The 16798-nt window shown below is 71.4% G+C and carries 15 protein-coding genes; 11 read left to right on the top strand and 4 right to left on the bottom strand.

Annotated features, from left to right (window positions below; translation table 11 throughout):
• The first annotated feature begins 57 nt into the window (after window positions 1-57).
• The 4 genes from PX701_RS18460 (at window position 58) to PX701_RS18445 (ending at window position 3458) form a co-directional block, all read left to right on the top strand.
• Window positions 58-627, top strand: a complete 570-nt coding sequence (locus tag PX701_RS18460) for an ArsR/SmtB family transcription factor (RefSeq protein ID WP_275507133.1) — start codon at window positions 58-60, stop codon at window positions 625-627.
• Complete coding sequence (locus PX701_RS18455) at window positions 624-1991, top strand: MFS transporter (RefSeq protein ID WP_275507132.1); 1368 nt, start codon at window positions 624-626, stop codon at window positions 1989-1991. Before PX701_RS18460 ends, PX701_RS18455 begins: the two co-directional genes overlap by 4 nt.
• Before the next feature lie 64 nt (window positions 1992-2055).
• Window positions 2056-2388, top strand: coding sequence for a PadR family transcriptional regulator (locus tag PX701_RS18450; RefSeq protein WP_275507131.1), 333 nt, complete (start codon window positions 2056-2058; stop codon window positions 2386-2388).
• Window positions 2385-3458 carry a permease prefix domain 1-containing protein gene (locus PX701_RS18445; RefSeq protein ID WP_275507130.1) on the top strand — a complete coding sequence of 358 codons (1074 nt, stop codon included), beginning with the start codon at window positions 2385-2387 and terminating at the stop codon, window positions 3456-3458. Before PX701_RS18450 ends, PX701_RS18445 begins: the two co-directional genes overlap by 4 nt.
• A gap of 122 nt (window positions 3459-3580) precedes the next feature.
• Here PX701_RS18445 and PX701_RS18440 read toward each other — a convergent pair whose 3' ends face one another.
• The 3 genes from PX701_RS18440 to PX701_RS18430 all read right to left on the bottom strand — a co-directional run bounded on the left by PX701_RS18440 (window position 3581) and on the right by PX701_RS18430 (window position 7534).
• Window positions 3581-5254, bottom strand: coding sequence for a flavin monoamine oxidase family protein (locus PX701_RS18440; RefSeq protein ID WP_275507129.1), 1674 nt, complete (start codon window positions 5252-5254; stop codon window positions 3581-3583).
• A gap of 106 nt (window positions 5255-5360) precedes the next feature.
• On the bottom strand, window positions 5361-6368 hold the full coding sequence (locus tag PX701_RS18435; protein ID WP_231430675.1) for an SIS domain-containing protein: 1008 nt from the start codon (window positions 6366-6368) through the stop codon (window positions 5361-5363).
• Window positions 6332-7534 carry a hypothetical protein gene (locus tag PX701_RS18430; protein ID WP_275507128.1) on the bottom strand — a complete coding sequence of 401 codons (1203 nt, stop codon included), beginning with the start codon at window positions 7532-7534 and terminating at the stop codon, window positions 6332-6334. Before PX701_RS18430 ends, PX701_RS18435 begins: the two co-directional genes overlap by 37 nt.
• A gap of 120 nt (window positions 7535-7654) precedes the next feature.
• Here PX701_RS18430 and PX701_RS18425 point away from each other — a divergent pair, with 120 nt between their 5' ends.
• From PX701_RS18425 to PX701_RS18410, 4 genes are read left to right on the top strand one after another with little or no spacing between them, the layout of a single operon-like run.
• Window positions 7655-8761: a polyamine ABC transporter substrate-binding protein gene (locus PX701_RS18425; protein ID WP_231430677.1), complete on the top strand. Its 1107-nt coding sequence runs from the start codon at window positions 7655-7657 to the stop codon at window positions 8759-8761.
• 4 nt (window positions 8762-8765) lie between these two features.
• Window positions 8766-9668: an ABC transporter permease gene (locus tag PX701_RS18420; RefSeq protein WP_275507127.1), complete on the top strand. Its 903-nt coding sequence runs from the start codon at window positions 8766-8768 to the stop codon at window positions 9666-9668.
• Entirely contained in the window at window positions 9661-10503 is an 843-nt protein-coding gene (locus tag PX701_RS18415; protein ID WP_275507126.1) for an ABC transporter permease, read from the top strand. The genes PX701_RS18420 and PX701_RS18415 overlap by 8 nt, the downstream gene beginning before the upstream one ends.
• Window positions 10500-11645 (top strand): ABC transporter ATP-binding protein, encoded by a 1146-nt coding sequence (locus PX701_RS18410; RefSeq protein ID WP_275507125.1) that lies wholly within the window; start codon window positions 10500-10502, stop codon window positions 11643-11645. Before PX701_RS18415 ends, PX701_RS18410 begins: the two co-directional genes overlap by 4 nt.
• Here the strand turns inward: PX701_RS18410 and PX701_RS18405 are convergent.
• A complete protein-coding gene (locus PX701_RS18405; protein WP_231430681.1) occupies window positions 11615-12235 on the bottom strand; it encodes a TetR/AcrR family transcriptional regulator in 621 nt (206 codons plus the stop codon). The genes PX701_RS18410 and PX701_RS18405 overlap by 31 nt on opposite strands.
• 131 nt (window positions 12236-12366) lie before the next feature.
• Here PX701_RS18405 and PX701_RS18400 point away from each other — a divergent pair, with 131 nt between their 5' ends.
• The 3 genes from PX701_RS18400 to PX701_RS18390 all read left to right on the top strand — a co-directional run bounded on the left by PX701_RS18400 (window position 12367) and on the right by PX701_RS18390 (window position 16651).
• Window positions 12367-13668: a glycosyltransferase gene (locus PX701_RS18400; RefSeq protein WP_275507124.1), complete on the top strand. Its 1302-nt coding sequence runs from the start codon at window positions 12367-12369 to the stop codon at window positions 13666-13668.
• Complete coding sequence (locus tag PX701_RS18395; RefSeq protein ID WP_275507123.1) at window positions 13665-15107, top strand: NAD(P)/FAD-dependent oxidoreductase; 1443 nt, start codon at window positions 13665-13667, stop codon at window positions 15105-15107. The genes PX701_RS18400 and PX701_RS18395 overlap by 4 nt, the downstream gene beginning before the upstream one ends.
• Before the next feature lie 89 nt (window positions 15108-15196).
• Entirely contained in the window at window positions 15197-16651 is a 1455-nt protein-coding gene (locus PX701_RS18390) for an aminobutyraldehyde dehydrogenase (protein WP_275507122.1), read from the top strand.
• The last annotated feature ends 147 nt before the right edge of the window (window positions 16652-16798 follow it).

Here is a 16798-nt window from a genome sequence, read left to right as displayed (position 1 = left end):
CGAAAAGATGCACAAGAAGACTTGTACAAATACACTTGTGCATCTATCGTGAAGGGCATGGAACCCATCCAGGAGCCCGACGGCATCCGCGACGTCGTCGACGTCGATGTGCTGAAGGCGTTCACGCACCCGCTGCGCAACCGTCTGTACGACCTGCTCTCGGTCGACGGTCCGGCGACGGTCTCGATGCTCGCCGAGAAGGCCGGCGTCGCGATCGGGAGTGCCAGCCACCACCTCGGCATCCTCGCGCGAGCCGGCCTCATCGTCGAGGCGCCCGAGCTCGCGCGCGACGCTCGCGAGCACTGGTGGCAACGTGCCCAGCGCGGCATCCGCTGGTCGTCGACGGCGTTCACCGATCCCGCGGCGCGCGTCGTCGCCGATGCGATCGAAGAGCAGATGCTCGAGCAGCAGCATGCCCAGGCCCGCCAGTGGCTCGCCGAGCGCGATGATCGGCCCGAATGGGCCGAGGTCGCGTTCGCGCACCAGTCGCGGCTGTGGCTCACGGCCGACGAGGCGACCGAACTCGGCGAGGCGCTCGAGGCCGTGCTGCGCTCGTTCGCCGGGCGCGAGCGCGAAGGGCGGGAGGCCGTACTCGTGTGGGCGCGCGCATTCCCGAACCACCCATGAGCGTCGAGCAGGCGCCGAGCGTCGAGCAGGCGCCGAGCGTCGAGCAGGCGCCGAGCGTCGAGCGCCCGGTCGCAGGCGGCACCGAGGCACCGCAGGACGTCGTCGCCGTCCCGGCGACGAACGGCCGGCGCGGCGGGGGAGTCTGGCGCAATCGCGACTTCCTGCTGATGTGGACGGGCGAGGCGGCGTCGGTCACCGGCGCCGGGATGACGAGCGTGCTGCTGCCGCTCATCGCGGTCGACCTGCTCGACGCCTCGGCGACGTGGATGGGCGTGATCGCAGCGGCGACGTGGCTGCCGTGGCTCGTCGTGGGCCTGCCGATCGGCGCCTGGGTCGACGGTCGTTCGCCGCGCGCCGTGATGATCGGCGCGAACGCGATCTCGATGGCGGCGTACGCCTTCGTTCCGGTCGCCGCGATGCTCGGCGTGCTGAGCCTCTGGCAGCTCGTGATCGTCGCGCTCGTCGTCGGCACCGCGACGATCGCGTTCCGCTCCGCCTACACGAAGCTGCTCGTGCGGATCGTGCCGGAACCCGATCGGGCGCTCGCCAACAGCCTCCTGTTCGGCACGGAGAACGCCGCGAACACCGTCGGTCCGGGGATCGGCGGTCTCGTCGGGCAGCTCATCGGGCCGGTGAAGGGACTGCTCGGCGAGGCGATCGGACTTGCGGTCTCGCTCGTCTGCCTCGTGGCGATGCGACCCCACCCGGTCGCGAGACGAGTCGAGCGCGAGCCGCTCTGGGCATCGGTGCGTGCGGGGCTCAGGCTCGTGTTCGGCGACCGGATGGTGCGATTCTTCGTCGTGCAGGGCGCCGTGGCGAACTTCGGCCTCATCGGCCAGCAGGCGATCCTCGTGCTGTGGCTGAGCCGCGACCTGCGACTCGACGCCGCGATGATCGGCGCCGTGTTCGCGATCACCTCGATCGGCGGCGTCGTCGGGGCGCTCGCGGCGCCGTGGCTCGGCCGTGTGCTCGGCGACGCGCGCGGCATCAGCATCATGCTGACCGGCGCGGGGCTGATGCTGCCGCTGCTCGCCCTCGCCCAGCCCGGTCCGGTGCTGTGGATCGTCGTCGTCGCCGATGCGCTGGCGGTGGCGGGCATCGTCGCCGCGAACGTGCTGCGACGCACCTGGATCCAGTCGTACGTGCCCGAGCACATGCTGGCGCGGCAGAGCACGAGTGCCCAGCTCGTGAACTTCGCGGGCATGCCGATCGCGGGCGTCCTCGCCGGCGTGCTCGCCGAACAGTGGGGACCCGCGCCGGTGATCTTCGCCATGGGCATGGTGGCGCTGCTCTCGAACGCCGCCTCGTGGTGCCAGCCGTGGCTCCGCCGGCGCGACCTTCCCCGTCCCGGTCGGAATGCTTGACGTACTACGTCACACATAGTACGTTGAAGGCAATATCAACGGAGTGTGCGGAGTGGAGGTCGTCATGATCAGCGCCGACGCGATTCGCGGTTACGTCGATCTGATGCTGCTGTCGCTGCTGCGACAGCGTCCCTCGTACGCATATGAGCTCGCGCAGCAGATCCACGCGGTGACCGGCGCGGAGTACTCGATCAAGCAGACCACCCTGTACTCGGCGGTGAAGCGCCTCGAGGGGGCGAGCCTCGTCACCTCGTACGCCGGCGCCTCGGAGTCGGGCAAGCCGCGCACCTACTACCAGATCACCGCCGACGGGCTCGCCTACCTCGAGTCGAAGGTCGCCGAGTGGCGCGACACGAAGTCCGTCGTCGATCGATTCATCGAAGGGGTCGAAGCATGAACGTCATCACCGCCTATCTCGAGACGATGTTCGGCGCCTACCCGAAGACGACGCGGCTGCTCGAGGCGAAGGCCGAGCTCCACGAGATGATGGAAGACGCCTATCACGGCTATCTCGCCCAGGGCATGTCCGAGAACGAGGCCGTCGGGCGCGTCATCACCGAGTTCGGCAATCTCGACGAACTGGCGCCCGTGCTCGGCATCAGCGCGGAGATCGCACCGTCCGGAAGCGGCCTCGAGGGCACGGGCGGAGCGCCGGTCGCATCGTCCGCACCGCCCGCGCCGGCCGTCCGCAAGGTGCCCGCGCCGGCACCGGTCACCCAAGAAGAGGCCGAGCGGTACGCCGAGGCCCGCCGCCGCAGCGAGCCGCGCCTGGCGCTCGCGATCGCGATGTTCGTCGTCTCGCCCGCGCCGCTCATCGCACTGGCGACCCTGGGCGCGGGCGGCGTGATCGGGGTCGGCCAGGACGCCGCGGCCATGATCGGCCTCGCCTGCCTGCTCGTGGTCGTGCTCGTGGCGGTGCTCATGGTCGTGCGCCGCGCCGGCGAGCTGGCGCCGTACCACCGACTCGCCACGGGCGAGTTCACCCGTTCGCCCGGAGTCGACCGGTGGGCGGAGCAGCTCGCCGCGGAGGCGGCGCCGAGGCGGTCGACGGCCCTGCAGGTCGCCGTCGCGCTCTGGATCCTGGCCGTCACCCCGGTGCTCGGCGTGAGCCTGCTCGCGCCCCCGTCGGTGTCCAACGCCTGGATCGGCGTCGCGGTCGCGGCGATGCTCGTCATCGTCGCGGTCGGGCTCCTGATCTTCCTCCCGGCGAACTGGGCCGCTTCGGTCGCCGAGACCCTCTCGGGCGGCGGCTCGGCCGGTCGCCGGGCGAGCGACGGCGACCGCAGCATCGTCGGGGTGATCGGCGCCTTCTACTGGCCGTTGGTCGTCGCGGTGTTCCTCGGCTGGAGCTTCATCGGTCACGCCTGGGGCATCTCGTGGATCGTCTGGCCGATCGCCGCGGTGCTCTTCGGGGCGATCGCCGGCGGGCTCAACGCCGTCGAGCGGTATCGCGCGGCCCAGCAGTAGCGACCCGCCATGTCCGAACCCGGGGATGCCCCGGGGCCGGGCTCGCTGCGACCGAGGGGCCCGCCCGCGAAGCGGAGGCATCCGAGAGCTCGAACGCCCCGCCCCGCGGGCGCGACGTCAGCTCACGAGAGCGCGACCGCCTTCGCCGCCCGTTCGCCCGACTCGACCGCCCCGTTGAGGAAGCCGTAGTACTCGACGCTCGTATGCTCGCCCGCGAAGTGCACGTTGCCCTCGGGGGTCGAGCCCACGCCGAACAGCTGCGTGTACTGGCCCGGCCGCTGGCAGGTGTAGGCGCCGTGCGACCAGCGGTTCGCCCACCAGAAGTCGCGGTAGCTCTTGCCCGTGTACGCCGCCGTGACGCCCGGGAAGATCGGCTCGAGCTGCGCGAGCAGCCCCTGCACCTGCGCCGCCGGGGCGACGCCGAAGGGCTGGCCCGACCACGCCTTCACCTGGTCGCCCGAGGGGAAGAAGTTGTAGACGCCGACCGGCAGCGGGTGCGATGCCGTGTCGTCCCAGCCGCACTGGAACCCCGACGGATTCGTGTACGCCGCCCCGCCGTAGCCCTGCTCGACCCACGGCCGGTGCGAGACCTGCACGTGCACCTTGGCGTTCGCGCCGAGCCCGAGCTCGTCGATCGCCCGCCGGGTGAGCGACGAGAAGCCCGACTGGCTGAGGTCGCACTCGCGCAGCGTCGTGAACGGCAGCGCGAGGATGACGCGGTCGAAGGTCTTGTCGACGGTCTGGTTGCCGACCTTGAAGCTGAGCCGCACGGTGCCGTCGGCGTTGCGCTTGACGGCGATGAGCTCGTGGCCATAGCGCGCCGTGCCGGCGGGCAGTTCCGCGAGCATGCGCGACACGATCTGGTCGTTGCCGCCGCGGACCACGTACTTCTCGTCGGCGCCGTTGATCGGCGAGAGGCTGTTCTGGGCGTTCCAGCCGAGGAGGTAGACGAGGTTGAGCGCCGACTGCTCGTGCGACTCGAGGCCGTACTCCGCCATCACGTTCGACTGCATGAGCTTCGCGAAGCGGCTCGACAGGCCACCCGGCACCTTCGCCGCGAGCCAGTCGTCGACCGTCATCCCGTCGAGGGCGACCCCGGCCGCCGTGTGCACGTCGTGGGTCTGGCAGTAGGGTGCGGCGGCGAGGTCGGCCTTCATCGCCTGGTACACCTCGCCCCAGTCGTCGTTCGCGTCGTCGTAGGGATAGTCGGCGCCGTCGATGCGGTACTTGTCGACCCAACCCATGTAGCTGCCGCCCGCGACGACGTCGAGGCTGAGCCCGAGGCTCGACGCGAGGTTGCGGATGGCGTTGTGGTCGGTGTTGATGAGCGCGCCGCCGTGCTCGACGACGATGCCGTCGTCGAAGTGGTCGCGCAGGCTGTAGCAGCGGCCGCCGGCGCGGGCACTGCCCTCGAAGAGCGTCGATGCGACGCCCTTCGTGCGCCACAGCCAGTGGGCGGCCCGCGTACCGGCGAGCCCGGCGCCGACGATGCCGACGCTCGGGGCAGGGGCGGGCTTCGCCGCCGCGGCGGCGGCCGGCATCGGCGAGGAGGCCAGTGCGAGTGCCGCGCCGGCTCCGGCGATGCCCGCGACCCTCAGGGCGTCGCGCCGGCTGGGCGGCGATTTCGGTCGTCCGGTGTCGGAAGAACTCGAGCCGGATGCCTCGGCGCGGGCCGCAGCGGCCTCGCCGAGCACCTCGTCGACGGGCATGCCGCGCCGTTCGGCTTCGCCGTGGGCGCGGAGGATCGCGCCGATCCGTGAACTGAGCGGCGTCGTGCCGCGGGGAGTTGCCTGCATGATGAACCTCGCTGTTTCCGTATCGGTGTATCGGTGGAGCGGTGCTGAACATGGAGCAAGTTCGATGCCCGGGCCGGCAGGAGTGCCGGACACCCGACGCGCGGCATCAGGCGCCCTCGCGCACCCCCTCTCCGTCGAAGAGGCGGTTCGCGACGAGCTCGCCGACGATCACCTCGGCGAGCGTCGCGACATCGGGCTCGTCGTCGTGCGCATGCCGCACGACGAGCTCGGCGCCGGCGAGTTCCCGGCCGACCGACGCGAAGCGCGACTCGCGCATCGCCATCCACTCGAGGGCCTGGTCGTCCCAGGCCGAGCCGGCGAACACGAGCGCCCGATAGTCCTGGGTCTTCGTGAGGTACACGTCGACGTGCGACCAGTCGCCCGTCTCCGAGGCGAACGCGCCCACCCGCGGCACCTCCCGCAGCATGAGCGCCGACTGCTGCGCGCTCGAGAGCCGCTCGACCGGGGCGAGGGTCCAGGTGCCCGACGGCCCGGCGAGCAGTCGGGTCATCGGGTCGAGCCAGCTCGAGCTCGTCGCGAGCAGGTCGGCCGAGGCGTCGGCGGCCCGGCGCAGCACCGCGGCGTCGAATCGTGCGGCACGGCCCGGCTCGGCGACCGGGCGCAGCGCGTGGAGCACCGCGTCGACGACGGCGAACGTCGCCCGGAAGGTGCGACAGGCGACGCCGGATGCCTCGGTGCCGGCGACGAGCGGTACGACGACGTCGGCCGCCTCGCCGAGGGCGGAGCCGGGGCGGTTGGTGATGGCCACGAGCCGGCCCGACCCGCGGTACCGCTCGACGGCGCGCAGCACCTCGACGCTTCCGCCGGTCGCCGACACGGCGACGACGACGAGGCCGGGTGCGGGCGCGGGCAGCAGCTCGGTGCTCGCGAGCTCGACGACGACGTGCGCGCCGGCCGCGCGGTGCCGTCGCGCGACGACGTCGGCGGCGTACCGGCTCGAGCCCATGCCCACGACGAGCACGCGCTCGACGGCGCCGCGCGCGAGCGCGGCGACCTCGTCGAGGCCCGCGAGCCCGGCGTCGAGCGCATCGGCGAGCGCGCCGAGCGAGTGCGGGATCAGGTCGAGGTCGGCGCGGAAGGCGGTGGGGTCCACTGGGTCTCCGGATGTTCGTCGGTCGATCGATGGCGGTGGGTGATGGCGGCGTCGGGCGCGTAGCGCCAGACGGGCAGGAATCGGTCGGCGTAGTGGAGTTCTGCGACGAGCTGCTCGGCGCAGAAGCCTGGCAGGAGCGCCTCGTCGAAGAGCTCGGGGCGTGAGAGCTCGGACCGGTACGCCTCGAGGAACGCGGACCGGGCCCGATCCGCCCACGCGAAGGCGCGGTCGTCGGCACAGCCGATGCGGCGCTGGGCGACCGCGGCGACGAGGTCGAGCGACACGACCAGGTGCGCGACGTCGCGCGCGGCCGCGTCGGCGCGCTCGCGGTCGTCGGCCGAGAGCTGCGGGTCGCCGTCGAAGTCGATGACGGTGTAGCGCCGGGTGCCGGAGCCGTCGGGGGAGGCGAGCACCTGCCCGACGTGCAGGTCGCCGTGGATCGGGAACTCGAGCCCGGGCGAGGTGCCCCCGAGCGACCGGATGTCTCGGGCGAGCGAGGTGCGGCGGTTGTGCAGGCGCGCTCCGCTCTCGCCGTCGGCCGGATCGGCGGCCTCGAGCGCACGGGCGAGCGCATCCTCGGCGCGGACCAGTCGGGCGGCGGGCGCGTCGTCGCCGGACGTCACGGCCGAGGCGCCGAGGACGCCGTGGATGCGGGCGACGCGTGCACCCAGGAGGCCGGGCCACTCGGGCTCCGTGCCCGAGCCGAGCAGCTCGACGACGTCGTCGACCGCCCAGGTCCAGCCGTCTTCGGCACCGGGCAGGTACTCGGTGACGATCGCGATCGTCGACCTGCCGAGCTCGGGATGCCGCCATTCGACTCGGCCGACCAGCCGGTCGACGTCGCGCGACCCCGCCTCGGCGAGTCGCTCGAGCAGGGCGCCGGCGCGGTCGGCGGCGCCCCAGCGGCCGACGAGCTTCACGACGAGGCGCTCGTCGACGATGACCGAGACGTTCGTCTGGTCGACCGTGATCGCCCGCTCCGCGGCATCCGCCGTGATCGATGAGCCGGGAACCGCGGCGGCGAGCGCACGGGCGAGGCCGTCGCCGGCAGCGGGGTGCCGCCCGTCGGCGAGCAGCGCTCCGTCGTCGCCGACGGACAGCGTGCGCCCGCCGACGACCGGCTCTGCGCCGCTGATGGTGGAGCCGTCGCTCATCGTCGAGTTCATTGAATTCGGATTATAACTATTCGGCAAAGCCCGCTCCAGTGTTTTCTCGGAGCCATTGCCATTTCTTGATGACCGATGCAACAATCGCTCAACCTTGTCCACTGTTGCAGGAGGTTCCCCATGCGTTCGACCCGTCGAATCGTCGCCGCCTCGGGCTGCGCACTCGCGTTCGCCCTCGCCCTCTCCTCGTGCGCCTCCTCCGGTGGCGGTGCCGCCGACGAGACGCTCGACCCCGACGCCGACCTCAGCCAGCAGACGCTCACGGTGTCGATCTGGGCCGACTACTACCCCGAAGACCTCGCCGAGCAGTTCGAGCAGGCGACGGGGGTCAAGACGACGATCGTGAACCACACCACCAACGAGGACATCGTCGCCAAGCTCACCGCGAGCGCCGACCCCGGCATCGACGTCGCGTTCGTCTCGGGCCAGTACGCCCAGGCGCTCGGCGAGCAGGGGCTGCTCCAGGAGCTCGACAAGTCGCTCATCCCGAACGAGGAGAACCTCTACCCCGAGGCGCTCGAGCTCGACTACGACGAGGGCAACGTCTACTCCGAGCCGTACGCCTGGGGCACGACGGGCCTCTGCTACCGTCCCGACCTGACCGGCTTCGCACCGACGTCGTGGAACGACCTGCTCGACCCGAAGCCCGAGCTCGAGGGCAAGACCACGATGCTCTCGACCGACCGCTGGCTCGCGATGCCCGCGCTCAAGGCCGCCGGTCACTCGCTCAACACGACCGACGACGCCGAGCTCGACGAGGCGAAGGCGCAGCTGCTCGAGACCAAGCCGACCCTCCTCGCCTACGACGACACGACGTTCTACTCGAAGCTCGTCTCTGGCGAGGCCGCCATGGTCGAGGCCTGGGACGGCTGGTGCAACTACGGCATCGCCGAGAACCCCGACATCGAGTTCGTGATCCCCGACGAGGGCGCCGACCTGTGGGTCGACACCATGACGGTGCTCAAGAGCTCGGAGAACAAGGAGGCCGCGATGGCCTTCGTCAACTACATCCTCGACCCCGAGGTGCAGACCTGGGTCGCCGAGAACATCCTCTACAAGGTGCCGAACCAGGCCGCAATGGAGGCCCTCGACCCGGCGCTCGTCGAGCAGTACCCGACGCTCGGCATCTCGGTCGACGAACTGTTCGAGCAGGAGGTCATCGTCGACCTCGGCGAGGACACGACGAAGTACGTCGACCTCAACGCCGAAGTGCTGGCGACCAACTGACGCCGTGACGTCGACACTCGACCGGGAGGCCCCCGCCGTACGCGCACCCCGCGCGCGGCGGGGGTTCGCCCCGGTTCCGTTCCTCGCCCCGGGCCTCGTCTTCCTGATCGCCTTCATGGCGATCCCGGTGGGCCTGCTCGCGTTCTACAGCTTCTTCAAGCGCGGCCGCTTCGGCGGCGTCGTGTTCGAGTTCACGCTCGACAACTGGGTGAAGCTCTTCGAGCCGCTGTACCTCGGTGTCATCGTGCAGTCGGTCGGCGTCGCGCTCGTCGTGACCCTCCTGGCGCTCCTCATCGGCTACCCGATGGCGTACGCCATCGCCGGGCTCTCGCCGAAGTGGCGCACCGTCGCGCTCGTCGCGATCGTGCTGCCGTTCTGGACGAACTTCCTCATCCGCACGTACGCGTGGATCCTGCTGCTCAACAATGCGGGCTGGGTGAACCAGTGGCTGCAGTCGCTCGGCATCGTCGACGAGCCGATCGCGATGCTGTACACCCCGCAGGCGATCGTGGTCGGACTGCTCTACATGTACCTGCCGCTCATGGTGCTGCCGCTCTACGCGTCGCTCCAGCAGCTCGATCCGTCGCTCCGCGAGGCGGCGACGAACCTCGGCGCCACCCCGTGGCGCACCTTCCGCACCGTCACGCTGCCGCTCTCGCTGCCGGGGGCGCTCACCGGCTGCATCTTCGTGTTCGTGCCGGCCATGTCGAACTTCGTGATTCCCGAGCTCATCGGCGGCGGCAAGACGATCATGGTCGGCAACCTCGTACGCGACCAGTTCTTCGAGGCGCGCGACTGGCCGTTCGGCGCGACCCTCGCGCTCGTGCTCACGATCATGCTCGTGCTCGTCATCCTCGTGCAGTCCGCGGTCTCGCGGCGCCTGACCGAAGGGAGCCGCCGTGGCTGACACCGGCAACCCGCCGACGACCGCGATGCGCGAGGCCGATCCGGCGTCGGCGCCGCGGGCGGTGCGCAAGGCCCGAGGCATCCTCGTGCCGTTGTGGCTCGGCTACGCGTTCCTCTACCTGCCGATCCTCGTGGTCGTGATCATGAGCTTCAACGACTCCGAGAACCTGTTCGTCTGGCGCGGGTTCTCGCTGCGCTGGTACCCCGAGCTCTTCGCCGACGAGCAGATCATGCAGGGCCTCGCGAACACGCTCGTCGTCGCCGCCGGCGCCACGGCGATCGCGACGGTGCTCGGCACGCTGCTCGCGTACGGCATCCAGAAGTACACGCGTGGCGGACTCATCCGCGCCTTCGCGATCGCGCCCGCCATCCTGCCCGACCTGCTGCTCGGCATCGGCCTGCTCACGTTCTTCTCGCTGCTGTCGTTGACGCTCGGCCTGCACTCGGCGATCCTCGCGCACGCCGTGTTCGCGACCGCGTTCGTCACCGCGATCGTGCTCGCCCGCATGGCGAGCCTCGACCAGAGCCTCGAGGAGGCGTCGCGCGACCTCGGCGCGGGTCCCGTGCGCACCTTCGTGCGCGTGACCCTGCCGCAGCTCGCCCCGGGCATCGTCGCGGGCGCGCTCCTCGCGTTCACGCTCTCGATCGACGAGTTCGTGATCGCGTTCTTCACCACCGCGCCGACCCAGCCGACCTTGCCGATCGTCATCTACTCGATGGTGCGCTTCGGGGTCACGCCCGAGGTCAACGCCCTCGCCACCATCCTCCTGCTCGTGAGCATCGTCACGGTGATCGCGGCGCAACGACTGACCCGACTGACAGGAACCGTGAAGTGAGCACCGCACCCCTCCTCCGCGTCGACGGCGTGCGCGCCATCTACGGCGACACCGTCGCCCTCCACGACATCTCGCTCGACATCGCCGACAACGAGTTCTTCGCCCTGCTCGGGCCGTCGGGGTGCGGCAAGACGACGCTGCTGCGCTCGATCGCCGGCTTCGAGACGCCGGCCGCGGGTCGCATCGAGATCGACGGCGACGACCTGCTGCGCATGCCGGCGCACCGACGCCCGGTGAACATGATGTTCCAGAGCTACGCGCTGTTTCCGCACATGTCGGTCGAGAAGAACGTCGCCTACGGGCTCGAGTCCGAGGGGGTCGGCCGGGTGGAGACCGCGAAGCGCGTCGCGGAGGTGATGGACGTCGTCGGCCTCGGCCACCTCGCCAGGCGCCGGCCGGGCCAGCTGTCGGGCGGCCAGCGCCAGCGCGTCGCGCTCGCCCGCGCGATCGTCAAGCGCCCGAGGCTGCTGCTCCTCGACGAGCCGCTCTCGGCACTCGACCGGCAGGTGCGGGCGTCGATGCAGCTCGAGCTCAAGCGGCTGCAGCACGAGGTCGGGCTCACGTTCGTCGTCGTCACCCACGACCAGGAGGAGGCCATGTCGATGGCGGACCGCATCGCCGTGCTGCGCGACGGTCGCCTCGAGCAGCTCGCCACCCCGCAGGAGCTCTACGCGAACCCGGCCACGCGCTTCGTCGCGTCGTTCATCGGCTCGGCGAACCTGCTCGACGGTGTCGTTCGCCCGGGGCGGGTCGACGTACCCGGCGTCGGCGCCGTCGAGGTGGCAGCGCACGCGCTGCCCGACGGCACCCCGGCGACCGCGGTCGTACGACCCGAAGACGTCGACCTCACCGCCGATGCGGCGACGGCCGCGCTCTCGGGCGTCGTCGTCGACACCTACTTCCTCGGCGGGGCGTCGACGCTCTCGATCGAGGTCGCGGGCCTCGCGGCGCCGATCATCGCCTCGGTGCACGGCACGAGCGCGCTCACCCGCGGCGACGCGGTGGGCGTGCGGTTCGGGCGGGCGGCCGCGGTCTCCCGCGACGCGGCGACCGTCGACGACCAGGACGGCACCGATGACTCGGCGGAACCGACCGGCGTCGCGGGCACGCCTCAGGAGGAGGCGGAGGGGGTCAGGTCATGACCCGTCGCGAGCCGCGCGCTCGCCACGATGAGCTCGTAGGCCCCGTCGTGGTCGATCGTGGGGTGGCCGGCGATGATGCGATAGCCGTACGCGTCCTCGAGGGCGACGAGGTTGCGCGCGATCACGAGCGACGGCTGCGCGAGGGCGAAGATGCCGCGTGCGGCGCCCTGCTCGAGCACGACCTGGTACATGCCGACCTGGCGGTCGTAGAGGGTCGTGAGCAGCGACGCCATGAGGGGGTTGCGGCCGGCCGACCCGCCGAGCTCGCAGAGCAGCCGCACCTCGGTGTCGCCCGGGCCGCTCGGCAGGCCCGACTTCGCGAGGGCCAGCAGGCGTGCCACCGGGTCGTCGGGCAGTTGTTCGAGCATGCGCACGCGCGCCTCGTAGAAGCGCTCCATGCCGGCACGGTTCGCCTCGAACATCAGCTCGTCGATGTCGGGGTAGTAGTACAGCACCGCGCTCGACGTGAGGCCCGCCTCTTCCGCGACGCGATTCAGTCGCGCCCCGTCGGGGCCGTGCGCCGCGATCGCGCGCTGGGCCGCCGCGACGAGTTGGCTGCGTCGCTCCTCCTGCCGCTTCGGCCGCGCCATTCGGGCTCCCCTCACCGTCGAGTTCTCTGTACTGCTGGTCAATGATACGTCGATGCGGCCAGATTTCTCGCAACCCTTGACAACTCGAATTCTTTTCATCACGATTCAATAAATCGACGAAGGAGTCACCAATGGCAGACGAGCGCCGCACCTTCCTCTTCATGCCCGAGAGCGCCTACGGCCCGACGAACAACTGCATCGGCATCGGAAACGTGCTCCTGCAGCGCGGCCACCGCGTCGTGTTCGCCGCCGAGCGCTCGTGGGAGGGCAAGCTCGCCGCCCTCGGCTTCGAGGAGGATCTCGTCGACCTCGCACCGGCACCCGAGGAGGAGGTCGAGCAGGATGCCGGCCAGTTCTGGAAGGACTACATCCGGGAGGTGTCGCCCGAGTTCCGCAAGACGACCGCCGAGCAGCTCGAGACGGTCACGCTCCCGATCTGGCAGGCGCTCGTCGACGGCGCGAAGTACTGCGAGCCGCAGCTGAAGGCGATCATCGAGCGGGTGCGGCCCGATGTCGTCGTCGAAGACAACGTCCTCGCCTTCCCGGCGCTCGTCACCGCGGGCGTTCCGTTCGTTCGCATCGTGTCGTGCAACCCGATCGAGGTGCCCGGCGACGACATCGCGCCCGTCTTCTCGGGGCTGGCCGAAGACGACCGGGCGGCCTGGCCCGCGTTCCGCGCCGAGTACGACCGCACGCACCGCGCGCTCTGGCAGGAGTTCGACGCGTGGGTGCAGGAGCAGGGGGCACCCGCCCTGCCCGAGCTCGAGTTCATCCACCGCGGCGACGCGAACCTCTACGTCTACCCCGAGGTGCTCGACTACACCGACGCCCGCCCCCTGGACGAGACCTGGCACCGGCTCGACTCGTCGGTGCGCGAGACCGAGCAGGCACCCGCCGAACTGCCCGCCTCGTTCACCGACGGCAGCCGCCCGCTCGTCTACTTCAGCCTCGGCTCGCTCGGCTCGGCCGACGTCGAGCTCATGCGCCGGGTGATCGCGGCGCTCGCCGACCAGCCGATCAACGTCATCGTCTCGAAGGGGCCGTTGCACGACGAGATCGAGCTCGCCGACAACATGTGGGGCGCCGAGTTCCTGCCGCAGACCACGATCCTGCCGCTCGTCGACCTCGTCATCACCCACGGCGGCAACAACACGACGACCGAGGCGCTGCACTTCGGCAAGCCCATGGTGCTGCTGCCGCTCTTCTGGGACCAGTACGACAATGCGCAACGCGTCCACGAGAAGGGCTACGGCCTCCGGCTCGACCCGTACCGCTTCACGCCCGACGAGCTCGCGGACGCCGTGCGCACCCTCGTGGGCGACGCGGCCCTGCGCGAGCGCGTGGCGGCCGCCGGGGCGGAGATCCGCTCGCGCGACGGCGTCTCGGCCGCCGCCGACGTGATCGAGCGCGTCGGCGCCCGGGAACGGGTGTGAGCGCCACCGGGGCGCGAGCGCAGCAACGGGCGCAGGCGCAGGCCGAGGCGGCGCTCGCCGACGCAGCGCCCCGCGCCTACTGGACCGACCACGCGCAGCGCGACGGCGCCCCGTCGCCGCGGACATCGCTGACCGGCCAGGACGAGGCCGACCTCGTCGTCATCGGGGCGGGGTTCACCGGCCTCTGGACCGCCTGGCGGGCGCTCGAGCGCGACCCCGCGGCATCCGTCGTCGTGCTCGAGGCCGAACGCGTGGCGCACGGGGCGACCGGCCGCAACGGCGGCTTCGTCTCGAGCTCGCTCACGCACGGGCTCACCCACGGCACCGCGATCTGGCCCGACCAGGTGGGCGCCCTGCACGACGAGGGCGAGCGAAACCTCGCCGAGCTCGTCGCGACGATCGAGGCGGCCGGCATCGACTGCGGGCTGCGGCGCGCCGGCAAGACGACGATCGCGATCGAACCGTGGCAGCTCGACGGGCTGCGCGAGGCGCACGAGCTCGGTGCCAGGCACGGGGTCGAGCTCGAACTGCAGGACCGCGACGAGGTGCAGGCGGACGTGCACTCGCCGACGTACCTCGGCGGCCTCCGCGACCGCACCGGCACGGTGCTCATCGACCCCGCGCGGCTCGCCTGGGGCATGGCCGCGGAGCTCGAACGCCGCGGGGTGCGCATCTTCGAGGCATCCGCCGTCACCGGCATCGACCGGCAGGGCGCGGGCGTGCGCGTGCGCACTGTGCTCGGGCACGTCGACGCGCGCGACGCGGTCATCGCGACCGCGGCCTACCCGGCGCCGCTCCGGCGGCTCGGCAACTACATCATGCCGCTCTACGACCACGTGCTCATGACCGAGCCGCTCGACGCCGCGCAGCAGGCGGCGATCGGCTGGTCCGAGGGGCAGGGGCTCACCGACGCGGGCAACCAGTTCCACTACTACCGGCCGACCGCCGACGGGCGCATCCTGTTCGGCGGCTGGGACGCCGTGTACTACTTCGGCGGCAGGGTCGATGCGGGGCTCGAGCAGCGCGACGCCTCGCACGAACTGCTCGCGCGCCACTTCTTCGAGACCTTCCCGCAGCTGGACGGCGTGCGGTTCACGCACCGGTGGGCCGGGCCGATCGACTCGACGACCCGATTCACGGCGGCGTACGGCACCGCCCGCGGCGGCCGGGTCGCCTATGCGGTCGGGCACACCGGCCTGGGCGTGGGGGCATCGCGATTCTCGGCGGACGTCGCGCTCGACCTGCTCTCGGGCGAGCCGACGTCGCGCCTGCGCTACGACATCGTGCGCCGCCGTCCGTTCCCCATCCCGCCCGAGCCGCTCCGCAACCCGATCGTGCAGTTCACGCGGCGCTCGATCCTCGCGGCCGACGCCCGCGAGGGCCGACGCAACCTGTGGCTGCGCACGCTCGACCGGTTCTGCCTCGGCTTCAACTCCTGACCACCCGCTCGCCGAGCCCGTCGACGCGAGCCGCACGACCGCTGGGTCCGCTCCGACGGACTCGGTGAACGAGACGAGAGGAGCTCTCCATGAGCACCGGAACCTTCATCGGCGACTACCGCGCCGGCACCGGCAGCGACGCCGTGATCACCAATCCCGCCACTGAGGAGGAGGTCGCCGCGTTCACCTCATCGGGCGTCGCCGACGTCGACGAGGCCGCGGCGGCGGCGCGGGCGGCGCAGCCGGCGTGGGCCGCGAAGACGCCGGGGGAGCGCTCGCTCGCGCTCCTGCGACTCGCCGACGCCCTCGAGGATGACGCGGCGAATCTCGCCCGCCTCGAGGTCGAGGACTCGGGCAAGCCCTGGACGACCGCATTCGACGGCGAGCTGCCGTTCGGCATCGACAACCTGCGGTTCTTCGCCGGGGCGGCGCGCTCGCTCGACGGCACCGGGGCGGGGTCGTTCTCGAACGGATACACGTCGATCCTCACCCGGCGCCCCGTCGGCGTCGTCGCGGGCATCACACCGTGGAACTTCCCGCTCATCATGGCGATCTGGAAGGCCGGTCCCGCGCTCGCCGCGGGGAACGCCGTGATCGTGAAGCCCGCGCCCGCGACCCCGCGCACGACGCTCCGCTTCGCCGAACTCGCGGTCGAGGCCGGACTGCCCGCAGGCCTCTTCAACGTCGTCACGGGCGACGCCGAGGTCGGGCAGGCGCTCGTGACGCACCGCGAGGTCGACATGGTGAGCGTCACCGGGTCGACCCAGACCGGCAAGGCCGTCATGCGCGGCGCCGTCGACGGCGTGAAGCGCGTGCATCTCGAGCTCGGCGGCAAGGCGCCCGTCATCGTCTTCGCGGACGCCGACCTCGGCGCGATGGCGCAGGCCGTCACGATGGGGGCGACGTACAACTCGGGACAGGACTGCACCGCGGCGACCCGCGTCTACCTCGAGCGCTCGATCTTCGACGACGGGGTCGCGGCACTGCGGCAGGCCGTCGCGAGCGTCGTCGCCGGCGACCCGATGGACCCCGAGACCCACATCGGGCCGCTCGTGTCGAAGGCGCACCGTTCGCGCGTCGAGGGCTTCGTGACGCGCGCCGTCGCGGAGGGGGCCGAGGCGCTCGTCGGCGGCCGGTCGATCGATGGCCCGGGATCGTACTTCGCACCGACCCTGCTCGTCGGCGCGGCGCAGTCGTCGGAGATCGTGCAGGGCGAGGTGTTCGGCCCCGTGCTCGTGGTGCTGCCGTTCGACGGCGAGGCAGGCGGCATCGCGCTCGCGAACGACAGCGCGTACGGGCTCGCCTCCTCGGTCTGGACGACCGATGTCGGCCGCGCGCTGCGGGTGAGCCAGTCGCTCGACGTGGGCGTCACGTGGGTGAACGACCACCTGCCGATCGCGTCGGAGGCCCCGCACGGCGGCGTCAAGGGGTCGGGCTTCGGCAAGGACATGTCGATCGAGCCGCTGCTCGACTACTCGGTGACCCGGCACCTCATGATCCGGCACGCGCCGCCGCCCGAGACGACCGGGTTCCGCCCGGCCTGAGCGCTGCCGTCGCCGCCGACGGGGGCGGCACGCGCAGACGACGACATGACACGACGACAGACGGAGAGGCACGATCGATGACGAAGCGGATCACGAAGGCGGTCATTCCTGCGGCGGGGTTGGGGACGCGGTTCCTGCCGGCGACGA

Source organism: Agromyces chromiiresistens (genome assembly GCF_029167465.1).
In the GTDB taxonomy this organism is placed as follows: Bacteria; Actinomycetota; Actinomycetes; order Actinomycetales; family Microbacteriaceae; genus Agromyces; species Agromyces chromiiresistens.
Note: the sequence above shows the minus strand (reverse complement) of the source record. Positions and strands in the feature narration are given on the sequence as shown.

Excerpts from the sequence above, each read along its gene's own strand:
- PX701_RS18460 (WP_275507133.1), top strand. The coding sequence starts at position 58 with ATGGAACCCATCCAGGAGCCCGACGGCATCCGCGACGTCGTCGACGTC.
- PX701_RS18455 (WP_275507132.1), top strand. The coding sequence starts at position 624 with ATGAGCGTCGAGCAGGCGCCGAGCGTCGAGCAGGCGCCGAGCGTCGAG.
- PX701_RS18450 (WP_275507131.1), top strand. The coding sequence starts at position 2,056 with ATGATCAGCGCCGACGCGATTCGCGGTTACGTCGATCTGATGCTGCTG.
- PX701_RS18445 (WP_275507130.1), top strand. The coding sequence starts at position 2,385 with ATGAACGTCATCACCGCCTATCTCGAGACGATGTTCGGCGCCTACCCG.
- PX701_RS18440 (WP_275507129.1), bottom strand. The coding sequence starts at position 5,254 with ATGCAGGCAACTCCCCGCGGCACGACGCCGCTCAGTTCACGGATCGGC.
- PX701_RS18430 (WP_275507128.1), bottom strand. The coding sequence starts at position 7,534 with ATGAACTCGACGATGAGCGACGGCTCCACCATCAGCGGCGCAGAGCCG.
- PX701_RS18425 (WP_231430677.1), top strand. The coding sequence starts at position 7,655 with ATGCGTTCGACCCGTCGAATCGTCGCCGCCTCGGGCTGCGCACTCGCG.
- PX701_RS18405 (WP_231430681.1), bottom strand. The coding sequence starts at position 12,235 with ATGGCGCGGCCGAAGCGGCAGGAGGAGCGACGCAGCCAACTCGTCGCG.
- PX701_RS18400 (WP_275507124.1), top strand. The coding sequence starts at position 12,367 with ATGGCAGACGAGCGCCGCACCTTCCTCTTCATGCCCGAGAGCGCCTAC.
- PX701_RS18390 (WP_275507122.1), top strand. The coding sequence starts at position 15,197 with ATGAGCACCGGAACCTTCATCGGCGACTACCGCGCCGGCACCGGCAGC.